General features: G+C 35.0%; 14 protein-coding genes and 1 pseudogene. 9 read left to right on the forward strand and 6 right to left on the reverse strand.

From position 1 onward, the window contains the following. Positions 1-944 precede the first annotated feature (944 nt). The gene (locus tag F6K40_RS04575; RefSeq protein WP_293132009.1) at positions 945-1,118 is read right to left on the reverse strand and encodes a hypothetical protein; all 174 of its coding nucleotides are present in this window, start codon (positions 1,116-1,118) and stop codon (positions 945-947) included. Positions 1,119-1,586: 468 nt separating this feature from the next. Between F6K40_RS04575 and F6K40_RS04580 the strand changes: the two genes are divergently transcribed. Next, positions 1,587-1,850, forward strand: coding sequence for a hypothetical protein (locus tag F6K40_RS04580; protein WP_293132012.1), 264 nt, complete (start codon positions 1,587-1,589; stop codon positions 1,848-1,850). A gap of 1,137 nt (positions 1,851-2,987) precedes the next feature. After that, entirely contained in the window at positions 2,988-3,533 is a 546-nt protein-coding gene (locus F6K40_RS04585; protein ID WP_293132015.1) for a DUF2854 domain-containing protein, read from the forward strand. Between the two features lie 111 nt (positions 3,534-3,644). Here the strand turns inward: F6K40_RS04585 and F6K40_RS04590 are convergent, their stop codons facing one another. Continuing rightward, a complete protein-coding gene (locus tag F6K40_RS04590; protein ID WP_293132018.1) occupies positions 3,645-3,902 on the reverse strand; it encodes a CRR7 family NDH-1 assembly protein in 258 nt (85 codons plus the stop codon). 366 nt (positions 3,903-4,268) lie between these two features. Here F6K40_RS04590 and sir point away from each other — a divergent pair. Both sir and F6K40_RS04600 read left to right on the forward strand, forming a co-directional pair. Then, positions 4,269-6,059 (forward strand): annotated as a pseudogene (sir, locus tag F6K40_RS04595) (sulfite reductase, ferredoxin dependent); the annotation flags it as partial. A 2,058-nt stretch (positions 6,060-8,117) separates the two neighbouring features. Beyond that, positions 8,118-8,888, forward strand: coding sequence for a 16S rRNA (uracil(1498)-N(3))-methyltransferase (locus tag F6K40_RS04600; protein WP_293132020.1), 771 nt, complete (start codon positions 8,118-8,120; stop codon positions 8,886-8,888). A gap of 749 nt (positions 8,889-9,637) precedes the next feature. On the opposite strand, the gene F6K40_RS04605 is transcribed toward F6K40_RS04600, so the two are convergent. Continuing rightward, on the reverse strand, positions 9,638-10,117 hold the full coding sequence (locus tag F6K40_RS04605) for a hypothetical protein (protein WP_293132022.1): 480 nt from the start codon (positions 10,115-10,117) through the stop codon (positions 9,638-9,640). Between the two features lie 1,575 nt (positions 10,118-11,692). Continuing rightward, entirely contained in the window at positions 11,693-13,204 is a 1,512-nt protein-coding gene (gene rlmD, locus F6K40_RS04610; protein ID WP_375340547.1) for a 23S rRNA (uracil(1939)-C(5))-methyltransferase RlmD, read from the reverse strand. 94 nt (positions 13,205-13,298) lie between these two features. On the opposite strand from rlmD, the gene F6K40_RS04615 reads away from it, so the two are divergent. Beyond that, a complete protein-coding gene (locus F6K40_RS04615; RefSeq protein ID WP_293132024.1) occupies positions 13,299-13,784 on the forward strand; it encodes an allophycocyanin subunit alpha-B in 486 nt (161 codons plus the stop codon). Positions 13,785-14,102: 318 nt separating this feature from the next. On the opposite strand, the gene F6K40_RS04620 is transcribed toward F6K40_RS04615, so the two are convergent. After that, positions 14,103-15,041: an undecaprenyl-diphosphate phosphatase gene (locus F6K40_RS04620; RefSeq protein WP_293132026.1), complete on the reverse strand. Its 939-nt coding sequence runs from the start codon at positions 15,039-15,041 to the stop codon at positions 14,103-14,105. Positions 15,042-15,692: 651 nt separating this feature from the next. On the opposite strand from F6K40_RS04620, the gene F6K40_RS04625 reads away from it, so the two are divergent. The 4 genes from F6K40_RS04625 (at position 15,693) to psbU (ending at position 20,761) form a co-directional block, all read left to right on the forward strand. Beyond that, positions 15,693-16,421: a DUF3120 domain-containing protein gene (locus tag F6K40_RS04625; protein ID WP_293132028.1), complete on the forward strand. Its 729-nt coding sequence runs from the start codon at positions 15,693-15,695 to the stop codon at positions 16,419-16,421. A 483-nt stretch (positions 16,422-16,904) separates the two neighbouring features. Further along, complete coding sequence (locus F6K40_RS04630; protein WP_293132031.1) at positions 16,905-17,702, forward strand: RNA-guided endonuclease InsQ/TnpB family protein; 798 nt, start codon at positions 16,905-16,907, stop codon at positions 17,700-17,702. 626 nt (positions 17,703-18,328) lie between these two features. Beyond that, the gene (locus F6K40_RS04635) at positions 18,329-19,342 is read left to right on the forward strand and encodes an adenylate/guanylate cyclase domain-containing protein (RefSeq protein ID WP_293132033.1); all 1,014 of its coding nucleotides are present in this window, start codon (positions 18,329-18,331) and stop codon (positions 19,340-19,342) included. A 987-nt stretch (positions 19,343-20,329) separates the two neighbouring features. Next, positions 20,330-20,761: a photosystem II complex extrinsic protein PsbU gene (gene psbU, locus F6K40_RS04640; protein WP_293132035.1), complete on the forward strand. Its 432-nt coding sequence runs from the start codon at positions 20,330-20,332 to the stop codon at positions 20,759-20,761. 1,002 nt (positions 20,762-21,763) lie between these two features. Here the strand turns inward: psbU and F6K40_RS04645 are convergent. Beyond that, the gene (locus F6K40_RS04645; protein WP_293132038.1) at positions 21,764-22,036 is read right to left on the reverse strand and encodes a hypothetical protein; all 273 of its coding nucleotides are present in this window, start codon (positions 22,034-22,036) and stop codon (positions 21,764-21,766) included. Between the last annotated feature and the right edge of the window lie 95 nt (positions 22,037-22,131).

Consider the following 22,131-nt stretch of genomic DNA (forward strand, 5'->3'; position numbering starts at 1 on the left):
TAGATTGATTAAGTTAATTTTTTAGACTTCGTGGCAGTTGTCAGGGAATCGGGAATCGGGAATCGGGAATCGGGGGATAAAATTGTTCACTTCAGCTCTTGAATTGATTTAATTTAAACTTTTGCAAATTGTTATAGATAGTTAGTTCTGAATTTCTCCTCCATTAACTTATATTCTGAATTTTCGGTATTCTACATTAGTAGAATAATAATTCGTAACAAAATAAACAAAATAAGCCTCATCTAGCTTGAGAGGCAACCACAGGAGCATTACCTCCTAGATAGCTTCAATTATGTAATAGTTACTAAATCTCCCAAAATATTTGCTATATATCCAGGAAAAAAGTTTTAGGTGGTAGGTATGAGGTGTTAGATGAGTCGGAAAAAATAGTAAAGTAGAAGAATAGTTGTCACGAAGCAGGACTAATCTACGATAAATGGTATAATTTCTCAAATCTATTTATTTATTCTATAAATAATGAATGCCAATTTCAAAAAAGAAATAAGGATTCAGCAGTCAGCATTCAGTGGTCATCATTCAGCTATCAATTTCATTATCTTGAGAGAAGGAACTGGCATCTTCGTGATTTAAAAGAATTAAAAGTATGAGTAAAAGCTCATGCTTGCTTCATTTTTTAAAAAGCTGAGAGCTGACAGCTAATAGCTGAATGCTTATATAATTTCTATACATAAATCAAGCAATTTTTCAAACCATGGTTAATATCAAAGATAAGATTTCGACCTTAACATAATCCCCGCCCTAAACAGGCAGGGGTTATTATTTAAATAATCATTCTTGAGTAAAATGATGTACTTGTAGTAATATCAAATTATTATTGATCTACTTAAAAATTGAATCATTAACTTACTCCATTTTTTGGAAACCTAAAAACTAGCAAAACTTATCTATCTTTTTAACTGTGTTGCTTGTCAATTTATAATTTTCTATATATCGGGAAAAGTTCGCTTTAATTCATCAATCAAGTCATCAATTTCTTCTATTGCTTGATTAACATCAATTCTGAGAGTGCCTAAATCTGGCTTTTCTAGCAATTTAACTAGAGATTCCCGCTTACTTTCAATATTAGCCAGTCTTACTTTAACGATTTGTGAGTCCATTTTAATTTCCTGATATACTATGTAGTGTTTAGTAGTCCTAAACATATAAGGATATTAGTTATTATATTCCTTTAAATTATCATACATAAGGTAAGCACCAAAAATCATTACTTGTTTAAAAATACCCAGTATTTTAGTTTAACTCATTAACATTCTCAATCTCAATTGACAACAAATAGTCTTAGGGGAGATACCAAAAACTAAAATTTCAATTTCGGCAATGAATGATTTTAAATCATTTTCCTCCCTATTCCTAAAAAAAGCAAGCATCTTATGCAGAAGCTTTTCAGGTTACCACGAAACAAACCTAATTTAAAGATAATAAATAATTTTCGTATCGTACAACCGACTTTTTGTTTCCGATTATCAGGAATATTAACAAGAGTCCTCAAGTCGAAGATAAGATGGTTAAATCTATAATTATCAACACTCTGGTGGTTATTGAAAAAATTATTCTCTATACTAGAAATGTCTAAGTTAGACCCCGATCAGGAAACTACAAATGTTAGTAAAGACACCCTTAAGCGGATTAACTCTCTAAAAAAAGAAAATGAAAGATTGTATAACATTTTAGCGATAGATGTTTGGGCATTAGCAAAAACCATGGATGAACTTCAACCTGGGTTTTGGACAGCTTTTATGAAAAATCGAGAAAAGGCATTGAAAAAATTTATGGCTGATACAATTAAAAATAAACAACAGGATGATAATTTGCCTCCTTTCCTTCGTTGATCTTCACTTCACTCTTATGTCATATCAGGTAGTTATACCTGTGACAGGCAATATGTTTAGCAGGCAAGATGCTTACTCCACTCCAAAATAGTTTTATTTACACCCCGCCCGCTAGATCGAGCAACTCAATGTTTGTAGCTTATATATCTACAATTTGTTGCATGATAGTTAAATATCTTTTGTTCTCTGATGAATGAGATCCGGTATTTTTTCTCTATAAATGTTCTCTCTTTTGTCTTACTTGTTCCCTAAAATCCAAAACTTGTGTAGCTTAACCATCAAGAGATAATTGATGGTTGATTTCCAAACTACTGTATACTTAGTTTATTTCTGCTAAACACGATAACACCTACCACCTACCACTTTTTTCAGGATATATAGTCAACTTTTTAACAGAGTATCTATGAAATAAAAAATTAAGCCTTGATGTAGAGTGGGTTAGACAACAATAATCTCACAAAATCAAATAATATTTCCCCGATTGCCGTAACAACCGTGAATACTAGATATTTAAGGTGTTTATTTAGATTTATTTTACAGATACCTTCTAAGATTTGGTATTATTAAGCATAATAGTTATAGTTGCTATATTCCAGTAACTTCAAAAATTAGCTAGAGTATTTTTTTCTCTTTCTTATTTCCTAAAATCGAAAACTTGTGTATCTTACCAAGGGCGATAATTCCTATAACCACGATAAATATTTACTCTTTGATCAAAATTAATCACTCTTTATGCCATGAAAAATAATTATTGCTCTGCTGATTAAATCTAAAAAGATTGACAGGTAAAGGTTATAGCATTTTTGATTCCTTAAAAAGTACCAGCTTTTATAGCTCTTGCCGCCAAAAAGTAGTATTTGGGGATGATTATGGCAGAAAAATTGAGGGATAATTTTTCCGACTATCTCCTCGCTCATTCCCATTTCTCCTGACTACTGACTACTGACTACTGACTACTAGAAATAGCAATAATACTTTTTCAGCAAACCCTAATTATCAAGATAAACACTAAAAAAATAGTTGACCTAAATTCATGGGTTAGGTAATATATCTATTGAAACTACAAATTAGTAGTTGACTTATAGCTCAAACAAAAAATTAAGTATCTATAATTGATAGGTTTACATAATTAATGATATGCTACGCCAAATTTCATTAGCGACAGTAGGATTAGTTTTAGGTGGAATTATTTCTGTGATTGGAACAGCAGCTTACTTTACCAATAATCCAACACTTAACTTAGCAGGATTCTTTTATGGAATTCCTATACTTCTAGGAGGACTTGCTCTTAAAGCTGCCGAACTTGAACCAGTACCTTTTACTCAACCAACTACTGAAGAAGTTCTAACTCTTAGGGAAAAACAGGCTACTCCTACTCAAAATCAAGTACGTCAAGATGTGACTCGCTATAGATATGGCCAAAAAGTGCACTTAGAAGAATCTCTTGAACGCTTGGGTTTAAGTCCTACAAACGAGGAAAGACCTGTACTCAAAGGATTAAGGGAAATAGCAATAAATGGTGCTTATGCCTTAGTTCTTGAATTTGATTCTTCATTAATTGCCTTAGACACTTGGCAACAAAAACAAGATAAATTATCATCTTTTTTTGGACCAAATTTGCAGGCAGAAGTAAGTCAACCTATAGAAGGAAAAATTGATGTTGCTCTGATAACTACTCCATAATTAGAAAAAATATAATTTTTAAATTAAAAATAAAAATCATATTTTGGAGATTGAAAAATTCCACCAAGTTTACTTTTTTCCTGTCTATAAAAAAATTTAGGAGTTTGAAACCTACTTTTCCAGGCGGACTACATACCATTGTATAAATTTGCCAGGAGTAAATTCATATTCACAATAGGTATCTCTTAGTTTTTGAGCTTGAGCATCTAGGGAAGATAATTGTTGTAAATCTCTAGGTAAATTATCTTGTTGTTGAGCTAGAACAGCACGTAATTTTTCTAGTAGTTCTATGGCAGTCATAAATTGCTCTGGTTGATTTGGCTCTAAGACTACATAATTTTCTTCTTCGTACATTAGTGAAATAGGCATTTTTATTATAAAATCTGTTAGTTACTATGATAAATTATAGACATTATAAAATAAAGTAAAATTAACCAGTATATATAATTTTTATAGTGAAAAAAAGTAAACCTACAAATTTAGAAGAGGTTGACAAAGTACGGATGTATGAGAGTATAATGAAAAACTAATGAGAATTGGTATAGTAATGCTAAATTATTGTAAATTCTAAAATCAAGAGATTAGTTAAGAACAAAGATCAAGCAAATTATCAAGAAATAAAATCAAGCAAAAATTAAGTTCCTAAAAATTAAGTTCCTAATTGTGACAGATAAGCAATATTAAAGCAGTAACTATACAGAACCGATAAAATAGTAGCAATTTGCACTTTCACCAATGATAACCGAATCTCAAATTTTAACACCTAAATCTAAGGAACAAAAACCTTCTAAGCTAGAAGGCATAAAAGAAAATAGTAATTTCTTGCGGGAACCCCTAGCAACTCAACTACTGGAAGATACAACTCACTTCACTGAAGAAGCTGTTCAAATACTAAAATTCCATGGTTCTTATCAACAACATAACAGAGATAATAGAGTAATAGGGCAAGAGAAAGATTATCAAATGATGCTGCGCACCCGGAATCCGGGTGGGTTGATTCCGCCACAACTTTTTCTCACCTTAAATAGTTTGTCTCATGAGTATGGAAATGGAACACTTCGTGTCACAACTAGACAAGGTTTTCAGTTACATGGAGTATTAAAGAAAAATTTAAAAACAGTCATATCATCCATAATAAAGAGTATGGGTTCGACATTAGGTGCTTGTGGAGATTTAAACAGAAATATTATGTCTCCACCAGCTCCCTACAAAAACCGTCCAGAATACGAATATGCTAAAGAGTATGCTAATAAAATAGCAGATTTATTAGCACCACAAACAGGAGCATATTACGAAATTTGGCTTGATGGAGAAAAAGCCATTAGTGTAGAAGAATCTCCTGAAGTAAAAGCTGCAAGAGTGCACAATAGTAATGGCACAATCTTCCCAGATAGTGAAGAACCTATTTATGGTACTCACTATATGCCAAGAAAATTTAAGTGCGCTGTTACAGTTCCTGGAGATAACTCCATAGACCTATATACTCAGGATGTTAGTCTGGTTGTAATTACCAATGAAGCAGGAGAATTAGAAGGATTTAATGTTCTAGCAGGTGGTGGTCTAGGTCGTACTCATAAAAAGGAAGAAACTTTCCCTTGTTTAGCTCAAGAAATTGGATATGTTACTAAAGAAGATATATTTGATTTGATTAAGGCTATAGTAGCTACTCAAAGAGATTATGGCGATCGCAGTAACCGTCGCCTTGCGAGAATGAAATATTTACTCCATGACTGGGGAGTAGAAAAATTTAAGGCCAAGTTGGTAGAATATTTTGGTAAACCCATTGCTCCCTTCAAACCTCTACCAGAATGGAAATATTTGGACTTTCTGGGATGGCATGAACAGGGAGATGGAAAGCTTTTTTTAGGAATTTCTGTCGAAAATGGCCGTGTTAAAGATGAAGGTTCATTTCAACTAAAAACAGCTCTGCGAAAAATAGTTAGTTTGTTTAAGCTACCTATGCTTTTAACAGCTAATCACAATATTATTCTCTATGAAATTCAACCACGACAGCAAAAAGCAATAGAACAAATCCTCACTCAGCATGGTATTAGCCAAGAAAAAGATATTGACCCTTTGGTACGCTACAGCATGGCCTGTCCGGCTTTTCCTACTTGTGGACTAGCAATGACAGAATCAGAAAGGGCCTTGCCTGGCATACTGGGACAAATTAGGTTATTGTTGGACAAGGTGGGACTAGGACAGGAGCATCCTGTAATTAGAATGACAGGATGTCCAAATGGCTGTGCTAGACCCTATATGGCGGAATTAGGATTTGTCGGTAGTGCTACTAATGCTTATCAGATTTGGTTAGGAGGTTCGCCCAACCAAACACGACTGGCAAAACCTTATACCGACAAACTGCATATCAATAATCTGGAAGTTGAGTTGGAGCGAATGTTTATTTATTTCAAGCAACAACGGCAACCAGATGAGAGTTTCGGTGATTTCTGTAATCGTGTCGGTATTGAAGCCATCCGAAAGTTTGTAACCAACTATGAATCTAGTTTCTCGATGAATACAGATATTAACAATCCAAGTTTGACCTCAATCAATTCTGAAAACAATGTTCCAGCAGTTCAAGATGTTACTGAGACAACTTCAGAAACTCAACCTCAAGAAGAAGTGGTAAGTGCAAGTCTGGACAATAATCAGGAAATGACTCCTATTGATTCTCCGGTAACTTCACCCGCTAATGTTGATAATAGTAGTACATTAGTAACTCCATCAACTACTGTGACTGAAACGACAACAACTACTCCACCAACAACTACTGAAGTTCAACCTCTAAAGACTCATCAAACTCTAGAAACTCAGATTTTTAGCAGTGACGCTAATACAATAACACCTACACCTACGACTTTGGGTCAAGAGACGAGTCAATCTGTAGCACCTACAGCACCTACGACTTTGGGTCAAGAGACGAGTCAACCTGTAGCACCTACAGCACCTACGACTTTGGGTCAAGAGGCGGGTCAATCTGTAGCACCTACAGCACCTACGACTTTGGGTCAAGAGGCGGGTCAATCTGTAGCACCTACAGCACCTACGACTTTGGGTCAAGAGGCGAGTCAATCTGTAGCACCTACAGCACCTACGACTTTGGGTCAAGAGGCGAGTCAATCTGTAGCACCTACAGCACCTACGACTTTGGGTCAAGAGGCGAGTCAATCTGTAGCACCTACAGCACCTACGACTTTGGGTCAAGAGACGAGTCAACCTGTAGCACCTCCGGAACAACCTAAAGATACCAGCAAAATGCGACATCGGGTTAGTGTGAGGGATGAAATTTATACTAAGTTAAAAGAGGAGTCTAAGCGTCAGGGTAAACCAGTAGTTCAATTAGCAACTGAAGCAATTGCAGAATACCTGGAAAAAATTAGGAAAAATGAAAGCTTAACTACTACTGATGAAACTAATTTTTAGGTAAGCATTCAGTCGTCAGCTTTCAGCCATTAGCTTCGGACAATCGGGAAGTCATAAAGCAGTATTGAAAAATCAAAGTAAAATGCTCAACCATTAATCAAATTATATCTGAAGACTTTTGGATAGTCCTGCTCACGTAATGGTAAATAGGGATAAGCAATGTCTAGTAGGGGAGCAAGATGCTCTCCAACTGCTATGCGTCTTCAATAATTAATAATTAATAATTAATAATTACCTTTCCTTAAAATGAAGAGGATTGAGCAAAATGATTTTTTTTCTTCTCTTGGTCGATTGGATATGGCGTTAGCGTTAGCGTTAGCGAGAGCTACCGTAGAAAGATCCAGCTCCTCTGAAAGAGTGAGCTTCTCTGAAAGAAGCAGCGACTCTGCAAGAGCGGGAAATCCATCCATCCCATCCTAAGGTGATGCTCCGCTTGCCGACCGCTTTTTTCTCCTTAAAAGGAGAGGCTTTAGACCTGAATTATTTGGTAACAAAAATTAATTACAATTCAGGACTATTACAATGCACTACTACCGACATTTACTATAAATAGCAAATGTGTTTTCGTAATTCACAAAAAAAGCTGCATATCTGAAAATAAGTCTGTGGGATAAGTTTTTGTAGAAATGTTTTGGTATTGTAAAGTATTTAAGGAACTAATAAATGAAACTAATGTAATTGGAAAAATAGACACTTTGTAGTTAATGAAAATTAGCTATCTTAACTATGATAAAAAGCAACTTCAAGAATACTTGAAGATTATGATCAAACTAAACATCAGCCGTAAAATACTTTAAAAGTAAACAGATAAATGGAAATGGGTTTGTTGCTATTTCGATTTGTTTAGAGAATGCTAGCTTTAATTCTGATTTAATCTTAATAATGAGAAAAAAATTATCCCACATATCAAGAGTTTTTTACCAAAAAATTACGTCTCTTGCCTCTTCTTTTTAACTTTCCTGGCGGGAAGTCCCGCGCTCTCCATCCCCCCTAACCCCCAGCATATCCAATCTCCCAAAAGAGAAAATATTTGGTTAATTATTTCAATCCCAATGGTGAGGGCCAGAAGTACTGATAACTGATAACTGAAATGACTGTCTTTACATCAGAGGAATGATGGAAAGTCGAGCAGATTGTAACTATTAGATTTTTTCAAGAATGGCTGATTTACAAAGATTAGCGATCGCTTCCCACCAAATTAATAGAGAAAAGGTTTTTCTAACTGTTGAACAAGATCATTATTTACGGCGAGTTTTACGACTGGAGGTGGGGGAAAAATTTATTGTAATGGATGGTGAGGGTAAATGGTGGTTAGCTAAACTAACACTAGATATTTCTGGAAAAACTGGATTAACTGCTGTTTTAGAACAAGAAATTTTGATTCAAAATGAATTACCAATAAAAGTAATTCTAATTTGTGCTTTACCTAAAGGAAATAATTTTGATGAAGTTGTGCGACAAAGTACGGAATTAGGAGTAACTCAAATTTTGCCAGTTATTAGTTCTAGAACTTTGCTTCAACCTAGTCCGCAAAAGTTAAAAAGGTGGCATAAAATTGCTACTGAAGCTGCAGAACAATCAGAGCGTCAAGTAGTTCCAAAAATTAGAGAAACTGTGGAATATTCTGTAGCTTTATCATTATTTGAGAACGAAAATTTGTCTACTAATTATCATAAGTATATATGTGTTGCTCGTAATAGTTATCCGCTTTTACTGGAGAGTTTATTGGATAATTCAAAACTGGAGTCAATTGTAATTGCTACAGGTCCTGAAGGTGGTTGGACTGATGGGGAAATAGAAGCAGCGATCGCTACAGGTTTTCAAGTTGTTTCTCTTGGTAAGCGTATACTCAGAGCGGTTACAGCTCCAATAGTAGCATTGTCTTTAGTTGCTGCTATACTGGAAAGGAGCAGGGGAGTAGGGGAGTAAGGGAGATCGGGTATGGGAGTATTTTTCGGCGTTGCTGATTGGTAATGATTTTTAGATTAAGTAAAACACGAAAAAAGTATATTTTTATGATATTACCTTCAGCTATTGACCATTTTTTGAATTCAAAATTCGCGCATTCAAAGTTCAAAATTTTGGGTTCATTCCTTAATGTCAATAATTGTTTAATTAAGGATTCTTTTTCTCGTTCTTGAGAATGAAAAAATCAAAAATATTTTCCTGATTTCTAGCCTCTGACTTTCGTGGGGAATGCTACGCAAACAGGCAGAGGTTATAATGAGCGAATTAATAATTTTTAATGCGTGAATTGATTTGACCATTACATTTTAGCAAAGCCTATTTTTCAACCTTTTTTTTATTAGGTTTGTCACCCCGTGAGGAAATTAAAGATAGTAGAAGTGATCAATGAGGATGAGATGAATTGGATAGAAAAAGTTTGGCAAATCAAATCGGATTTCCAAGATTATTTAGCCGTTAGATTATACTGCCATGATTAGTTGTCTTTTACTCACCAACTTTGTAATCAAAATCTCAAGAATTTCTTTTATTACTATTTATCTGATGGCTGATATGAAGAGACTTGAAAAATTAGAAAGGGAAAAACTTTCAACCCTAATACTGCTGCAATTTCCCACAACTAAAAACCACAAAACGTGCTGAAGTTATTGTCAGTTAAGTGAAGGGTGCAAATAAATATTCTTTTGTGATGATCTACTGCCTATAGAAACAAACTATACATATATAAAAAGTTGTTTGCTAGGCTGTCTTGCAGGATCTGATGAAAATTCATTATGTATAAATTCCACTGGCTCATAAGTATTAATCCACAAGTGAGCGCCACATTTTGCTGGTTTGTAAGGTTCATAGACGATTTGGCAAGGACCTGGAATATATAACTCATAACCATAATCGTTACGATCGCCGTCCTTCACAGAAAGGACGGGTTCCAATTCCTCTGGAGACTTACCCTTATTACCTTTAATCTTGCTTTGATTAACATGAATCATTTTAGGTTCCTTGGGTTTTTCCTTGTGCCAGATACCTTTCGGACCGCGCCGAGCGGGAATGATTACAGGCATTCCATTCTCGGAAACTGGGATTTCCCAGAATCTACCATTTTTTTCAGCATCTTGGACTCTTCCTTGAGCCAATAAAACTAGCAGACGTTGACGAGAGATACCTAATAACAAAGACGCTTCTCGAGTACCCATGATTTTTCCCTCAACTGTTGGACAATAGTCAGTATATAATAAAAAGGTAACTTTGTCACTCGTTACCTAAGAATAAATATAGTTTCTAAATATATAGAAAAATATTCTAATATTCAGTTCAGACCAAATTAATTAATCTTGGATGAACTACAACACCCTCTATCCCATTGCTAATAGCGTTTGGGACTACTTTACGATCTGCCGANGGGGAGGAGGGGGAGGAAGAATTCTGTCTACATTCATAAAAAAGTGTATTGAAAAATACTCTTTTCTCCTGAAAAAGCCGATTCAAGACTTAAACATAACTCCTCTATGTTGTCAAGTTTTATGAAAAGAGAAAGATGTTTATAAAGCATAGCTTTGAAAGGGGGGAGGGGAGCTAGGGCATGAAAACCAATCAATAAGAGCGCTTTTACAGATAAGTATGTTAAAATACGAAAACTCAACTAAAAACCAAGGTTGAGATATTAATTGTTTTTTTCAAGTCCCGTCGCTGAGGGGCACGCCTCCTTCGGAGGAGCTTCGCTAACGGAGACGTTAAACGGACACGGAGGAAACGTTAGACTGGCAAGCCAGCATTTTCCAGTGAGGTGTCAACCCGCCCTGAGTCGTTCCTTCAGCGTATGTCTGTTCGAGTGATGGATGGGAATCCCGCGCTCTCTCGCAGAGCAGCGTCGGGAGGATGTCAATACTAGACAGTACAAAGTTCTTAGAATAGCCATGGCTAGCCATGGCTATCAGCGCTCTCTTAGTTAGAAACTCTCTATTCACAGCTATATATGCTGTAAGCCTTTACCAGTAATTTTTTCTGTCAGATAAGTAAATCGTTTTTTAGAAGAACTTTGTACTCTCCAGTTTTATTAATCAATAATTGATAATTAAAGATAGTTTTCATTATCCACTATTAATTATTAATGGCTTTGTTGTAATAGCCTTCTTAACATCCGTTCCGCTTTTCGGTTGCCAAAGCCGACATGAAAGGTGAACCTAGTGCCGCTGCCCGGAAGTCAAAATTCAAAATTCATGCATTCAAAAATAATCCCTGACGCTCGTTTGAGCATTTATAAACGTCCTAACCTATTTGCGTAGTGCTATATCACCCTCTTTCAGATTATTGATGCTTTATTCATTTATTGGCCAATAGTTAAATGACTGAAAGCCTTTACAGGTATAAGTTTCAGCCTTTTTATATCAAAGATTGATGCTTTATTCATTTATTGGCCAATAGTTAAATAGCTGAAAGCCTTTACAGGTATAAGTTTCAGCCTTTTTATATCAAAGATTGATGCTTTATTCATTTATTGGCCAATAGTTAAATAGCTGAAAGCCTTTACAGGTATAAGTTTCAGCCTTTTTTTTTAATACCGAAGATAATTGATTGATCTATTGGACAATAGTTGTAGTAGTATGAAGTACATATGCTAGGCTATTGTGCGATGCCATAAGTTTTCATACAACAAAGCCATTCTAAATTCGCTGATTCGCTCATTCTAAATTCATTAGTTGTAGAAGTATGAAGTACATATGCTTGCCTATTGTGCGGAATCCATAAGTTTTCATACAACAAAGCCATTATTAATTATTAATTATTTTATCCTGTTCCCTCTTTACCAAAAATGCAGCGCACTCAACATGAGCAGTTTGAGGAAAAAAGTCTGCCGGTTGTACCTTGCTCAAATAATACTTACCTGTAGAACACAAAATGTTTAAATCACGAGCCAAGGTAGTAGGTTTACAACTAATATAAACGATACGCTCAGGTAAAATTTCCAGCAAAGTCTCTAAAACAGAGCGATCGCAACCTTTCCTCGGTGGGTCTAACAAAACTACATCTGGTTTGACCTCCAAATCAGGCAACAAACTCTCAACTTTTCCATCATAAAAACGTACATTTGTCAAGTGATTAATTTCAGCATTATGTCTAGCTTGCTGAATGGCCACTCGTTGCACTTCTAAACCAATGACCATACTTTTTCTCAGTCCGATTTCTGACAAATCTTCTGTTGCTATATCTACAAAGTCATTATTACTAATATTAACTTGCTGTAAATATTTTGCCAGAGGTAAAGTGAAAGTACCTACTCCACAATAAGCATCAACAATAATCTCTGAACCACTCAAACCCAACTCTTGAATAATTATTTCTATTAACTTTTCAGCAGCTTTTGTATTTACTTGAAAAAAAGTATTAGGAGTCAATTGAAATTCTAAACCATGAAACTTTTCCCGCACATAAGACTTACCAGCAACACAAACAGTTTGTTGACCAAAAATAGTATTTGTCGCCTGAGAATTATAGTTCAAACAAACACCCACTAATTGAGAATAATATTCCAGCCATTTTTTAGCTTGAACTGTAATACCAGGTAATAACTCTTCTGGCTTTTCTTGACTCCCATTCACCACCAAAGTTAATAAAATTTCCCCTATTTTTTCGCCTATCCTCAAAGATAAATGACGTAAAATACCTGTATGTTTATTTTCATCATATATTTTCCATTCTTGCCTAGTAATATCCTGTTTTATCTCTTTTAGCAAAGGGTTAAAACGTTGGTCTTGAATCGGACATTGATTCAGATTAATCAATTGATGACTACCTTTTTGATAATAACCTGCTCTCACCTCACCTTTACTAGAAATACTCAGAGGATATGTAACTTTGTTGCGATATCCAAAAGGTGATGGAGATGCTAAAGTAGGCTCAACTTTTGGTAACTTTAACTTCCCTATTCTTTCTAAAGCTTGAATAACTTGATTTTGTTTTGCTTGAAGCTGATATTCATAATGAATATGTTGCCATTGACACCCACCACATTTATCAGCAACAATACAATAAGGTTTGATACGGTAGTCAGATTTTTCTAAAAATTGATGTAGCTTCCCATAAGCATATTTAGGCTTAACTCTTGTGAGTCTAACAATGAGGCGATCGCCAGGAACTGTATCAGATACAAATACCACTTTTTCATCATAGCGACCTACTCCATCACCACTATCTGTTAAATCTGTGATGCTTATTTCTACTAGCTGACCTTGTTGCCAAACTAATGTGGCCAGTTCTTTATACTTACTATTCACTAAGTTAATTTTATCTGAGAAACTTTTCCTTTTCCCTTTAAATAATTATTTTAGGACTATCAATAGTTAAAATCAAATATAACCCTGAAAATTTTCGATAATTATGAGTGTAGTTAGCCAAGTTATTCTTAAAGCAGACGATGAATTACGTTACCCCAGTAGTGGGGAACTTCAAGCCATAAATAGTTTTTTGAAAACAGGTACGCAGCGTGTCAAAATTGCTAGCGTGCTTTCTGAAAATGAGAAAAAAATTGTGGACAAAGCTAGTCAAGAGTTGTGGCGCAGACGTCCAGATTTTATTGCCCCTGGTGGTAATGCTTTTGGGCAGCGCGAGCGTGCTTTGTGTCTCCGAGATTATGGTTGGTACCTGCGTTTGATTACTTATGGAGTATTAGCTGGAGATAAAGATCCGATTGAAAGTATTGGTTTGATAGGTGTTCGGGAAATGTACAACTCCCTTGGTGTACCTGTTCCTGGAATGGCAGAGTCAATTCGTTGTCTAAAGGAAGCAAGTCTTGCTTTACTTGATGAAGAAGATGCTAAGGAAGCTGCTCCTTATTTTGACTATATTATTCAAGCAATGTCCTAAGTTTTTAGGCTTTTTGTAGCTTTGTTTGTCTCTAGGTAGGGGTTTGTTTGCCAAACTCCTACATCAAGATTTTTTTTAGTTTTAAATCAAGAATAACAGAAAATATAATCGTACCAATTTTTATACTCTATTGTTACTGACTACCATCTACTCCCTTTCTTTCATAATAATTGGGATAATTGTTTATGCTGTTAAATAACTTTTTGCACTCTTAATATACTTGTTATCCAATTATTTCTCCTACTTTCTCTTTCTCCCCACAGTCTGCTTTTTTCAGCAAACCCTAGTAATTAATTGTTAATTATTAGTTATTAAGTGCTACACATTCTGCACTACACCAGTAGCGATCGCCACTAAGATTAATACTCCAAAAGCCAATCTATACCAAACAAATATCCAAGTATCCTGAGTTTGTAAATATTTAATCAACCAAGCAATTGCAACATAGGAAAAAATAATAGCAGAAACAACTCCAGTAATAGTTGGAACAAAACCCACACCTCCAAACCCTTCATCTAAAAGAGTTTTCAATTCAACTAACCCTGCTAAAGTAATTGCCGGAAGACCCAATAAAAAAGAAAATCGTGCTGCTGTGGCTCTTTCTAGTCCCATAAATAGCCCCCCTGTAATAGTTGAGCCAGAGCGAGATACTCCAGGAACTAATGCCAATGCTTGAGCCAGCCCCATTAGTATACCATCCTTGACATCTAATTCTTCAAAGTTACGTTTCCGGCTACCAATTCGTTCTGCCATACCTAATAATAAAGCCATAACTATTGAAGCTATGGCGATCGCTAGTGTACTCCGCAGAGGAGAGTTATCAAAATCTGGAATAAATACTTTAATCAGCAAGCCAAAAAATACTATTGGTATAGTTCCCAATCCTATACCAATTGCCATTCTAAAATCTGGTGACTGGTAGTCTGACGTAATTATAGACTTATATGCACCAACTGTAATTTTTGTCAAGTCATTCCAGAAATACCAGACTACTGAAACAATACTACCTAATTGAATAACTGCAGTAAAAGCCACACCAGGGTCTCCCCAACCCAGAGCTACAGGGACAATCTTTAGGTGAGCGGTGCTACTAATCGGTATAAATTCTGTCAACCCTTGTACCATTCCGAGAATAACTGCCTGAAAAATAGTCAATTGTTCAGAGGCGACTATCGGTTCAGATGGTAATGATTGGCCTACTTTTTCTAGAGAGATAAAAATTAGAGTGCTGACAATGACTGCACATAAGAATTTCATCAAGTAGCGTTTTCCTAGAATCATAAAATTCATTATACCATCATTAATTTAGTTACTTTTTGCTGTTTTCACCCTGACTAAAAAGTAATGTCAATAGTCTCCCTTTTTAAGCTATCCCTGATCAGGAACTCCTCAAACCCTTTTGTGAAGAAGGAGATGGGGAAGTGGGGAGTGTGGGGAGTGTGGGAAGTATGGGAAGTGTTGGAAGTACAGGATTTTAAAAAATATCGGGTTGTAAATATTTTCTGACGACAAAGAATTACCCCTGCTCCCAGGAGGGGGATGGGGAAAAAAGCCTCTAGTTAAATACGTTTACTTTCCCGAAATATCCATTGAATAGTAAGAACATAATTTCTTTCTTTTGTCAAGTTTGATTTGAAGAAAGACCTTTATAAAGCATAGCCTTTTAAGAAAACGAAAAAAATGTTCGCCATACGTATTTCAAACCTCCTTATTGCTGAGGTACTGATAACTGATAACTGAAATGAGGCCCCTTGATTTCCGAGAGCAATTGTGAGTTCTTAACTATTTCTAAAAAATACCCCCTATGGGGATAAGGAAAAGAATATAATATTAAATATGCCCTAGGAGGGGATAAAACCTATGATATATTAAATAAAATAAAGTTAAGTAAAAATATTAAAAATTACCTTGTTTAACAATACTTTTTTTGCTATTATAGTAAATTTTTTTCCAGAAGAGCCGGAAAAAATTTTTTTTGCTTTTGTGTTAGAAAAAATAAAAATCAGCCAAAAGTGGGCTGTATTTAGTGCAGCCATTTTTCTAGTCACAGTACCAGTATTTTTTCAAGCTCCAATGGTACGTCAACTACCTTGGTTAAGTTTAGCTATGACAGGCTTTTGGTTATGGCTAAGTTTAAAATTGCTCAGAAACAGAGTAACTAATTTATGGGGCGATCTATTATTAGGATTTACTTGGAGTTGGTTCACAGGTTCGATATACTGGGGTTGGCTACGACAGGAACCATTTCTCCATTTACCAATAGAAGCAATGTTTGTACCTTGGGCATTATGGTGTTTAAGCCAGAATCGAGAAATGGTAGGGAACTGTTTTTATTTAGGCTCTCTACTAGGTACAGCACTTACAGATGGATATTTCTATATAACTGGCCTGATTTCTTATTGGCGGAGTTTAATGATAGTTGAATCGGAAATGGTTTTAGAAGTATTTCAAGGTGCTTTAACTCAAGTGCTTACTTCTTGGGGCATAACTTGGATTATTGTATTGGTGGGGATTCTGTTACTTTTTGGTCTTGTACCTTTGCAGTCTCAAAAATTATACTGGTGGGCATTTGGGGGAGCAGTATTGAGTACAATTGTGGTAGACAGTCTGTTTTTGTTAGCTGCTTTTGTGGCCTAAGACAAAATTTTAGATGCGGCTTTTAACTATTGTCTATAATCTGGTATTATCTATAAATAATCTCTCTACGGCGCTCAGTTCCACCGTGACAGCTTGTGGACTGACGCTGAAGTTTCCAGTGGAATAAGGAATAGAACAGACTAAAAACGAAAATCATAGATTTTTACAGATAGTTGTAGGATTCTAAGAACGGTGCAGTAGAAAAATACCAGAGTGATAATACAGTCATATCTGTGCTATTTTAGGGTCAATCAGTGTATAATAAATGTTATACACAAATATAGTCATATATAGTCAAGTGGTGTCAAATATCTTCCTGAAATTTGTACTAAAGGGCTACTAAATATTAAATATTTGACAAAATTTAATAACTCTCGAGCAGAAGTTTAATAGTATAATGAAATTGCCTAAGAATTCCAGACTAAATAATTATAAAAATTCCTAAATCCTCCCATCCTAATAGAATTTTAACTACTGAGATTTATGAGATTAGTTGAGAGACATATTATTCAGAAAAATCATCGGTTTTATCCTGAAATTGACCGACTATGTTTCTTGTCGAAAAATCTCTATAATTATGCTAATTATTTAGTTCGTCAATCTTGGATATTTGAAAAAACAAATAATTCCTATTACGACCTGCAAAAAACACTTTCTACTCAAGCAGATTATCAAGCAATGCCAGCTAAAGTATCTCAACAAATCTTGATGATACTAGATAGAAACTGGAAAAGTTTTTTAGCAGCGAATGAAGTCTATAAACAGAACCAATCATTGTTTAATGCTCGTCCTCGTCTTCCTAGATATAAAAATAAAATAACAGGAAGAAATATTGTAGTTTATACGCTTCAGGCCATTAGCAAAAAACAATTAAAACAAGGAATTATTAATCCTAGTAAGACAGAAATTTATCTAAAAACATTAGTACCTACTTCACAAATAAAACAAGTTCGTCTCGTCCCTAGACTTAACCATTATGTAATAGAGGTCATTTATGAGAAATGCGAAAAACAATACGAGCTAGAAAAAAAACGCTGCGCTAGTATTGATATAGGATTAAACAACTTAGCTACATTAACTTTTAATCAAGCCGGAATCAAACCGCTCTTGATAAATGGCAGACCGTTAAAATCTATAAACCAATACTACAACAAAATTAAAAGCTGCCTACAATCTCAACTCCAGGGAAATAGATCGAGTAATAGACTGAAAAAGCTTTGCAATAAAAGAGAATTTAAAATCAACGATTATCTTGCGTATTGCATCCCGTTTGATTATTGATACTCTCATTAATCAAAAAATAGGAACATTGATAATAGGGCACAATGAAGAGTGGAAGCAGAAGATAAACTTAGGGAAAAGAAATAATCACGCACTTTGTATCTGTTCCCTATAATAAGTTAATAGAAATGTTATCTTATAAAGCCAAAATGGTAGGGATAGATGTAATTATTACAGAAGAATCTATTAACCTCCGCATCAAGTTTTATAGATAATGATTTAATTCCTGTATACAAGAAAGACCAAAAAAATCAAGTCACCTTTTCAGGAAAAAGAGTAAAGCGATGCAGCGCGGTCTTGGGGGTCCCCCCCATGAGCGACTGCATCAAGACAAAGAGGTTTGTATCGTACTGCAAGCATTGGATTAATCAATGCTGATGTTAATGGTTCTTTGAATATTATGAGAAAAGCAGTCCCAAATGTCTTTGACCATGGGATAGAGAAGCCAGTGCGTTGGGCGGGTTTCCCGACTTGAAGCAACTGGCGTGGTGTTGTAGTTCATCCAGTCAGAGTAACACCTGCAATGTAGGAGAATATGTCATATTTGACTATATTTTTATGAACTATTACTGATAAGTTAGTGCTGACCAAAAGAGAATTCGCACAAGTTAAGAGCTTGTGTTACCATGATTACTACTATCGTGACTTTGCAACCTCCTCATCTGGTGCTTCGCACTGAAGCAGGCGATCGCTACCTACCTCTAGTGGGAAATAATTTTTGGACTATTGGTAGAGGTAAAGATAATGCTTTTGTCCTAACTGATAAATGGATATCCCGCAACCATGCTATGATACAGCAGATGGATACGGGTGATTTTTATCTGATTGATTTAGGTAGTCGTAATGGTTCTTTTGTAAATGGCCGTCGTGTTAGCATTCCTGTTACTTTAAAAGATGCAGATTATTTACTATTTGGTCAAACAGAATTAGAATTTCGTTCCCCTGACCTGAAAATGGATATAGAATCTGGGATAGATATTGATTCTCAGGACTTTACAGCCACCTTAAACGTTCGTCGCTTAATTTCGGTGATGGTAATGGATATCCGAGATTTTACAGTTCTAACTAGAAAATTGGATGAGAGGGTACTTTCTGAAGTTATTGGTAGTTGGTTTAGGCAAGCAGGAGATATTATTAGGAATAATGGAAGTTGGGTAGATAAGTATATTGGTGATGCAATTATGGCTGTTTGGTTTCATGGAGCTGAAGGAGTAAACAGCACAGAAATGCTCCGTATTTTTCAGGCTCTTATAGATTTATATGAAGTGACTGAGGAATTAAGTAATACCTATCCTTTACCTTTTCCTTTAAGAGTGGGAGCCGGAATAAATACAGGTTATGCCATGGTAGGTAATGCTGGTAGTAGTGAACGCTCAGATTATACTGCTTTGGGGGATACTGTTAATGCAGCATTTCGTCTCGAATCATCTACTAAAGAAATTCGTATGGATATAGCTTTGGGAGAAGAAACTTATAAGTATATATCTGAACTAGAAAATGTTGATGAAACATTTAAGCAATATAAGGTAAATCTCAAAGGTTATGATAGTCCCACCATAACTTATGCCGGTACTTTTAACCATCTTAAAAATTTTTTGGGCAAAGAGTTATTGTCTCAAGAAAATAAAAATTTGTTTTAATTGAATTTTAGTACCATAATCAATAGGTAAGAATAGATTTTCAATTTAACTATAAATTACATAAAAACACTAAGTAATCTGAGTAAAAATTACAGTGCTACACCAAATATAGTGTGTATAACTAAAAAATGTGTAATACCAATTCCTCAAAGTAATGCTATACAAACGTAACACTTCAGTTATTAAGTAATTAACACAATAAAAATAACTTTTTTAGCTAATTAGCAGGCAACTTAATGTTTATTATTCTTATTTTGTAGGGAGTAACCATCCTTAGTCCCTACCCACACTCCCCACTCAATCAGACATAGCAAGATTTTTGAGAAATTGTATAAGTAGGAGCTAATAAAAACTGACTCCGAAGGACTCAATTTTATGAATCAGTCTTGGCTATGACAACATAATAGATAACTTAGGACAGTTATTAGGATGAGAAAAATTACTATATCAATGTTTGTTCAAAGTTTGCTCGAAGTGTTGTAGAGTAAATTATTGGTAATTAGTTATTAGCCGATTGATTAGTAAATCTACCTAATAGATAGATTAATACTAACAACAAATCTAATCAAAGCACTCAAGTCGCGAACATGGTTAGTCCAACCCACTTTTTTAAAAGTAAACGTCCCGAAAGGTCATAACACCTTGGGATGCGAGGCCAGTTCTGAAGCTCACGTTGTTCGGCATTAAACAGGTAAAGAGATTTGAAAAACCAGTGTGTCGAGCTGAAAAAGCCAAAATAACTGGTCGAGGTCAACTTTACGCATTTTGTGCAAAACGGGAGCCACCGAGGTCCAATTTTTTGCATAACCAGATTTTTTGAGGTTTATTAATATAGCTCAAAAATCTCTTAATTTATGTAAGAAATAGAGACAATTACTCGTTTTAAGCACATTTTTTTTAATAGTTCCACTTTAGTCACAAATCTATGATGAAGTTGGGTACTGGCAAAACTATCTTAATGGATATCAAGATTGGGAGAACACGATAATGAAAAAAATAGGTCTATTATTGGCAATATTGGGTTTATGTTTAGGTTGTTTGGGATTGCAACCATCCCAGCAAGCTTATGCAGGTAATTTAAGTTTAACTGCATGGCCTTCAGCATCAATTTTAGCAGTAGAACCTCGAAAGCTTAACAAGGCAGACAAAAAATTAGCAGAGATTGGTGGAGAGAAGCTCGATCTTAACAATAGTCCTTTAAGAAGCTTTCGGAAATACCGGGGAATGTTCCCTACTATAGCTGCGATGATCGTAGATAATGCTCCTTATGAGACAGTAGAAGAGGTGCTAGAAATTCCTGATTTAACTGAACCTCAGAAAAAGCTTTTAGAAGCAAATATTGATAATTTTACAGTAACTCCACCTGCTGATGTGTATATTGAAGGTGACTATAGATTGAATACTGGTTCATACGACTAAAGACTAAAGATTAAAAATATGAGTCAGTTTTTAACTTCCCTTCGGGGAAGTCAAAGCTCTCCATCCCCCCTAACCCCCATTGGAAAGGGGGGAGGGAAGCGTCGTATGGGAAAGCCAGGGGTATACTTTAGACGTCTCCACAAATAAAATGTTCCGCTTCCCTTGACTTTCGAGGAGGTATTTTCTTACAATACTTGTGATTGAGCGTAAGTTCAACGAACACAGGGGGAGGACATCACCTCTGTCATGCGCAGCGGTCAGGTTTTCCCAGACTGAATAATCCCGCGTTGTAGTGTAATTGCAACGTCGGGAGTATGTCAATCTTGTTGTGTAATAATTGATTTGGGATAGGGGGTTAAGTAGGAATAGAATCTATGAAATTCCTGAATTATTAGATTTGGAATTCGTTCCTACACCCCTATAATTACTTGATAAATCATAAATACTAAATAGATATCTCTAGCAAGTCAACTTGCCCTTTATTTACCATAAGCTAGAGTTGTAAAATCTCGCAAAAAAATCATTTCCTATACATTTTTACTCAAAATCTATTCCCTTTTCCCTGTTCCCTACTTTTGCAAAAAGTCTATATATTTTTTACCAGATATCTAATAGTCAGCCTAAACTTATAGTCAAACTTTAAATTAACAGTGTACTTAATTAGTAAAAATCAATCAACTATGGGATGAAATTATGTGTATTATTTTGGTTTCAGAAATTTAATGGTATTTATTTATATAAAATAAATTTTATTAAAATATAATCTATCAGTATACTTGGGTAGGTTGATTTAGACTAAACCAATACAAGTAACTTAAAAACCTATCTCAGTAGCTTAGGAAGTTCTATTTAATCTTCAAGAGTCTGTTTAGATATGAAATTTTCCAGCAGTTCTATCAATCAATACTCTCTAAACTCCTAATCTTAATTAAAAGTAGAGATTATATTTTAACTACTCTAATAATTGTTATAATAATACTTAAAATAAAGACACTGTATAATTCAACGTGCTCCTCCACCTTCTTCAGCATTTTTCGGTTCTCCTTTTTGTCCTTTCTTCTCACCGGATTCTGGTGTATATGCTATTTTAGAAACAATAGAAATATTTGATTTATATAACAATAGATTTAAACAAGATATATCAACATCTGTGTTAACTTGAGTGGGGTAATGACTTATACCTGGTACTGCCATCACTTGTTTAGGTATTATACTTAAGGTGAAAGAGAGGATTAAGAAAGTTATAGTTTTTTGTATAGGTAGTAGAGCGTTCATAGAGGTTATTCCCTGATAGTAACTTATAGATAGAAAGAGTATCTAAATTAAGTTACTTGCTGGACAAGTAGTATTTTTTTTACTTATTAACATTG

The sequence above is a fragment of the Okeania sp. SIO3I5 genome (genome assembly GCF_010672085.1).
Taxonomy (GTDB): Bacteria; Cyanobacteriota; Cyanobacteriia; order Cyanobacteriales; family Microcoleaceae; genus Trichodesmium.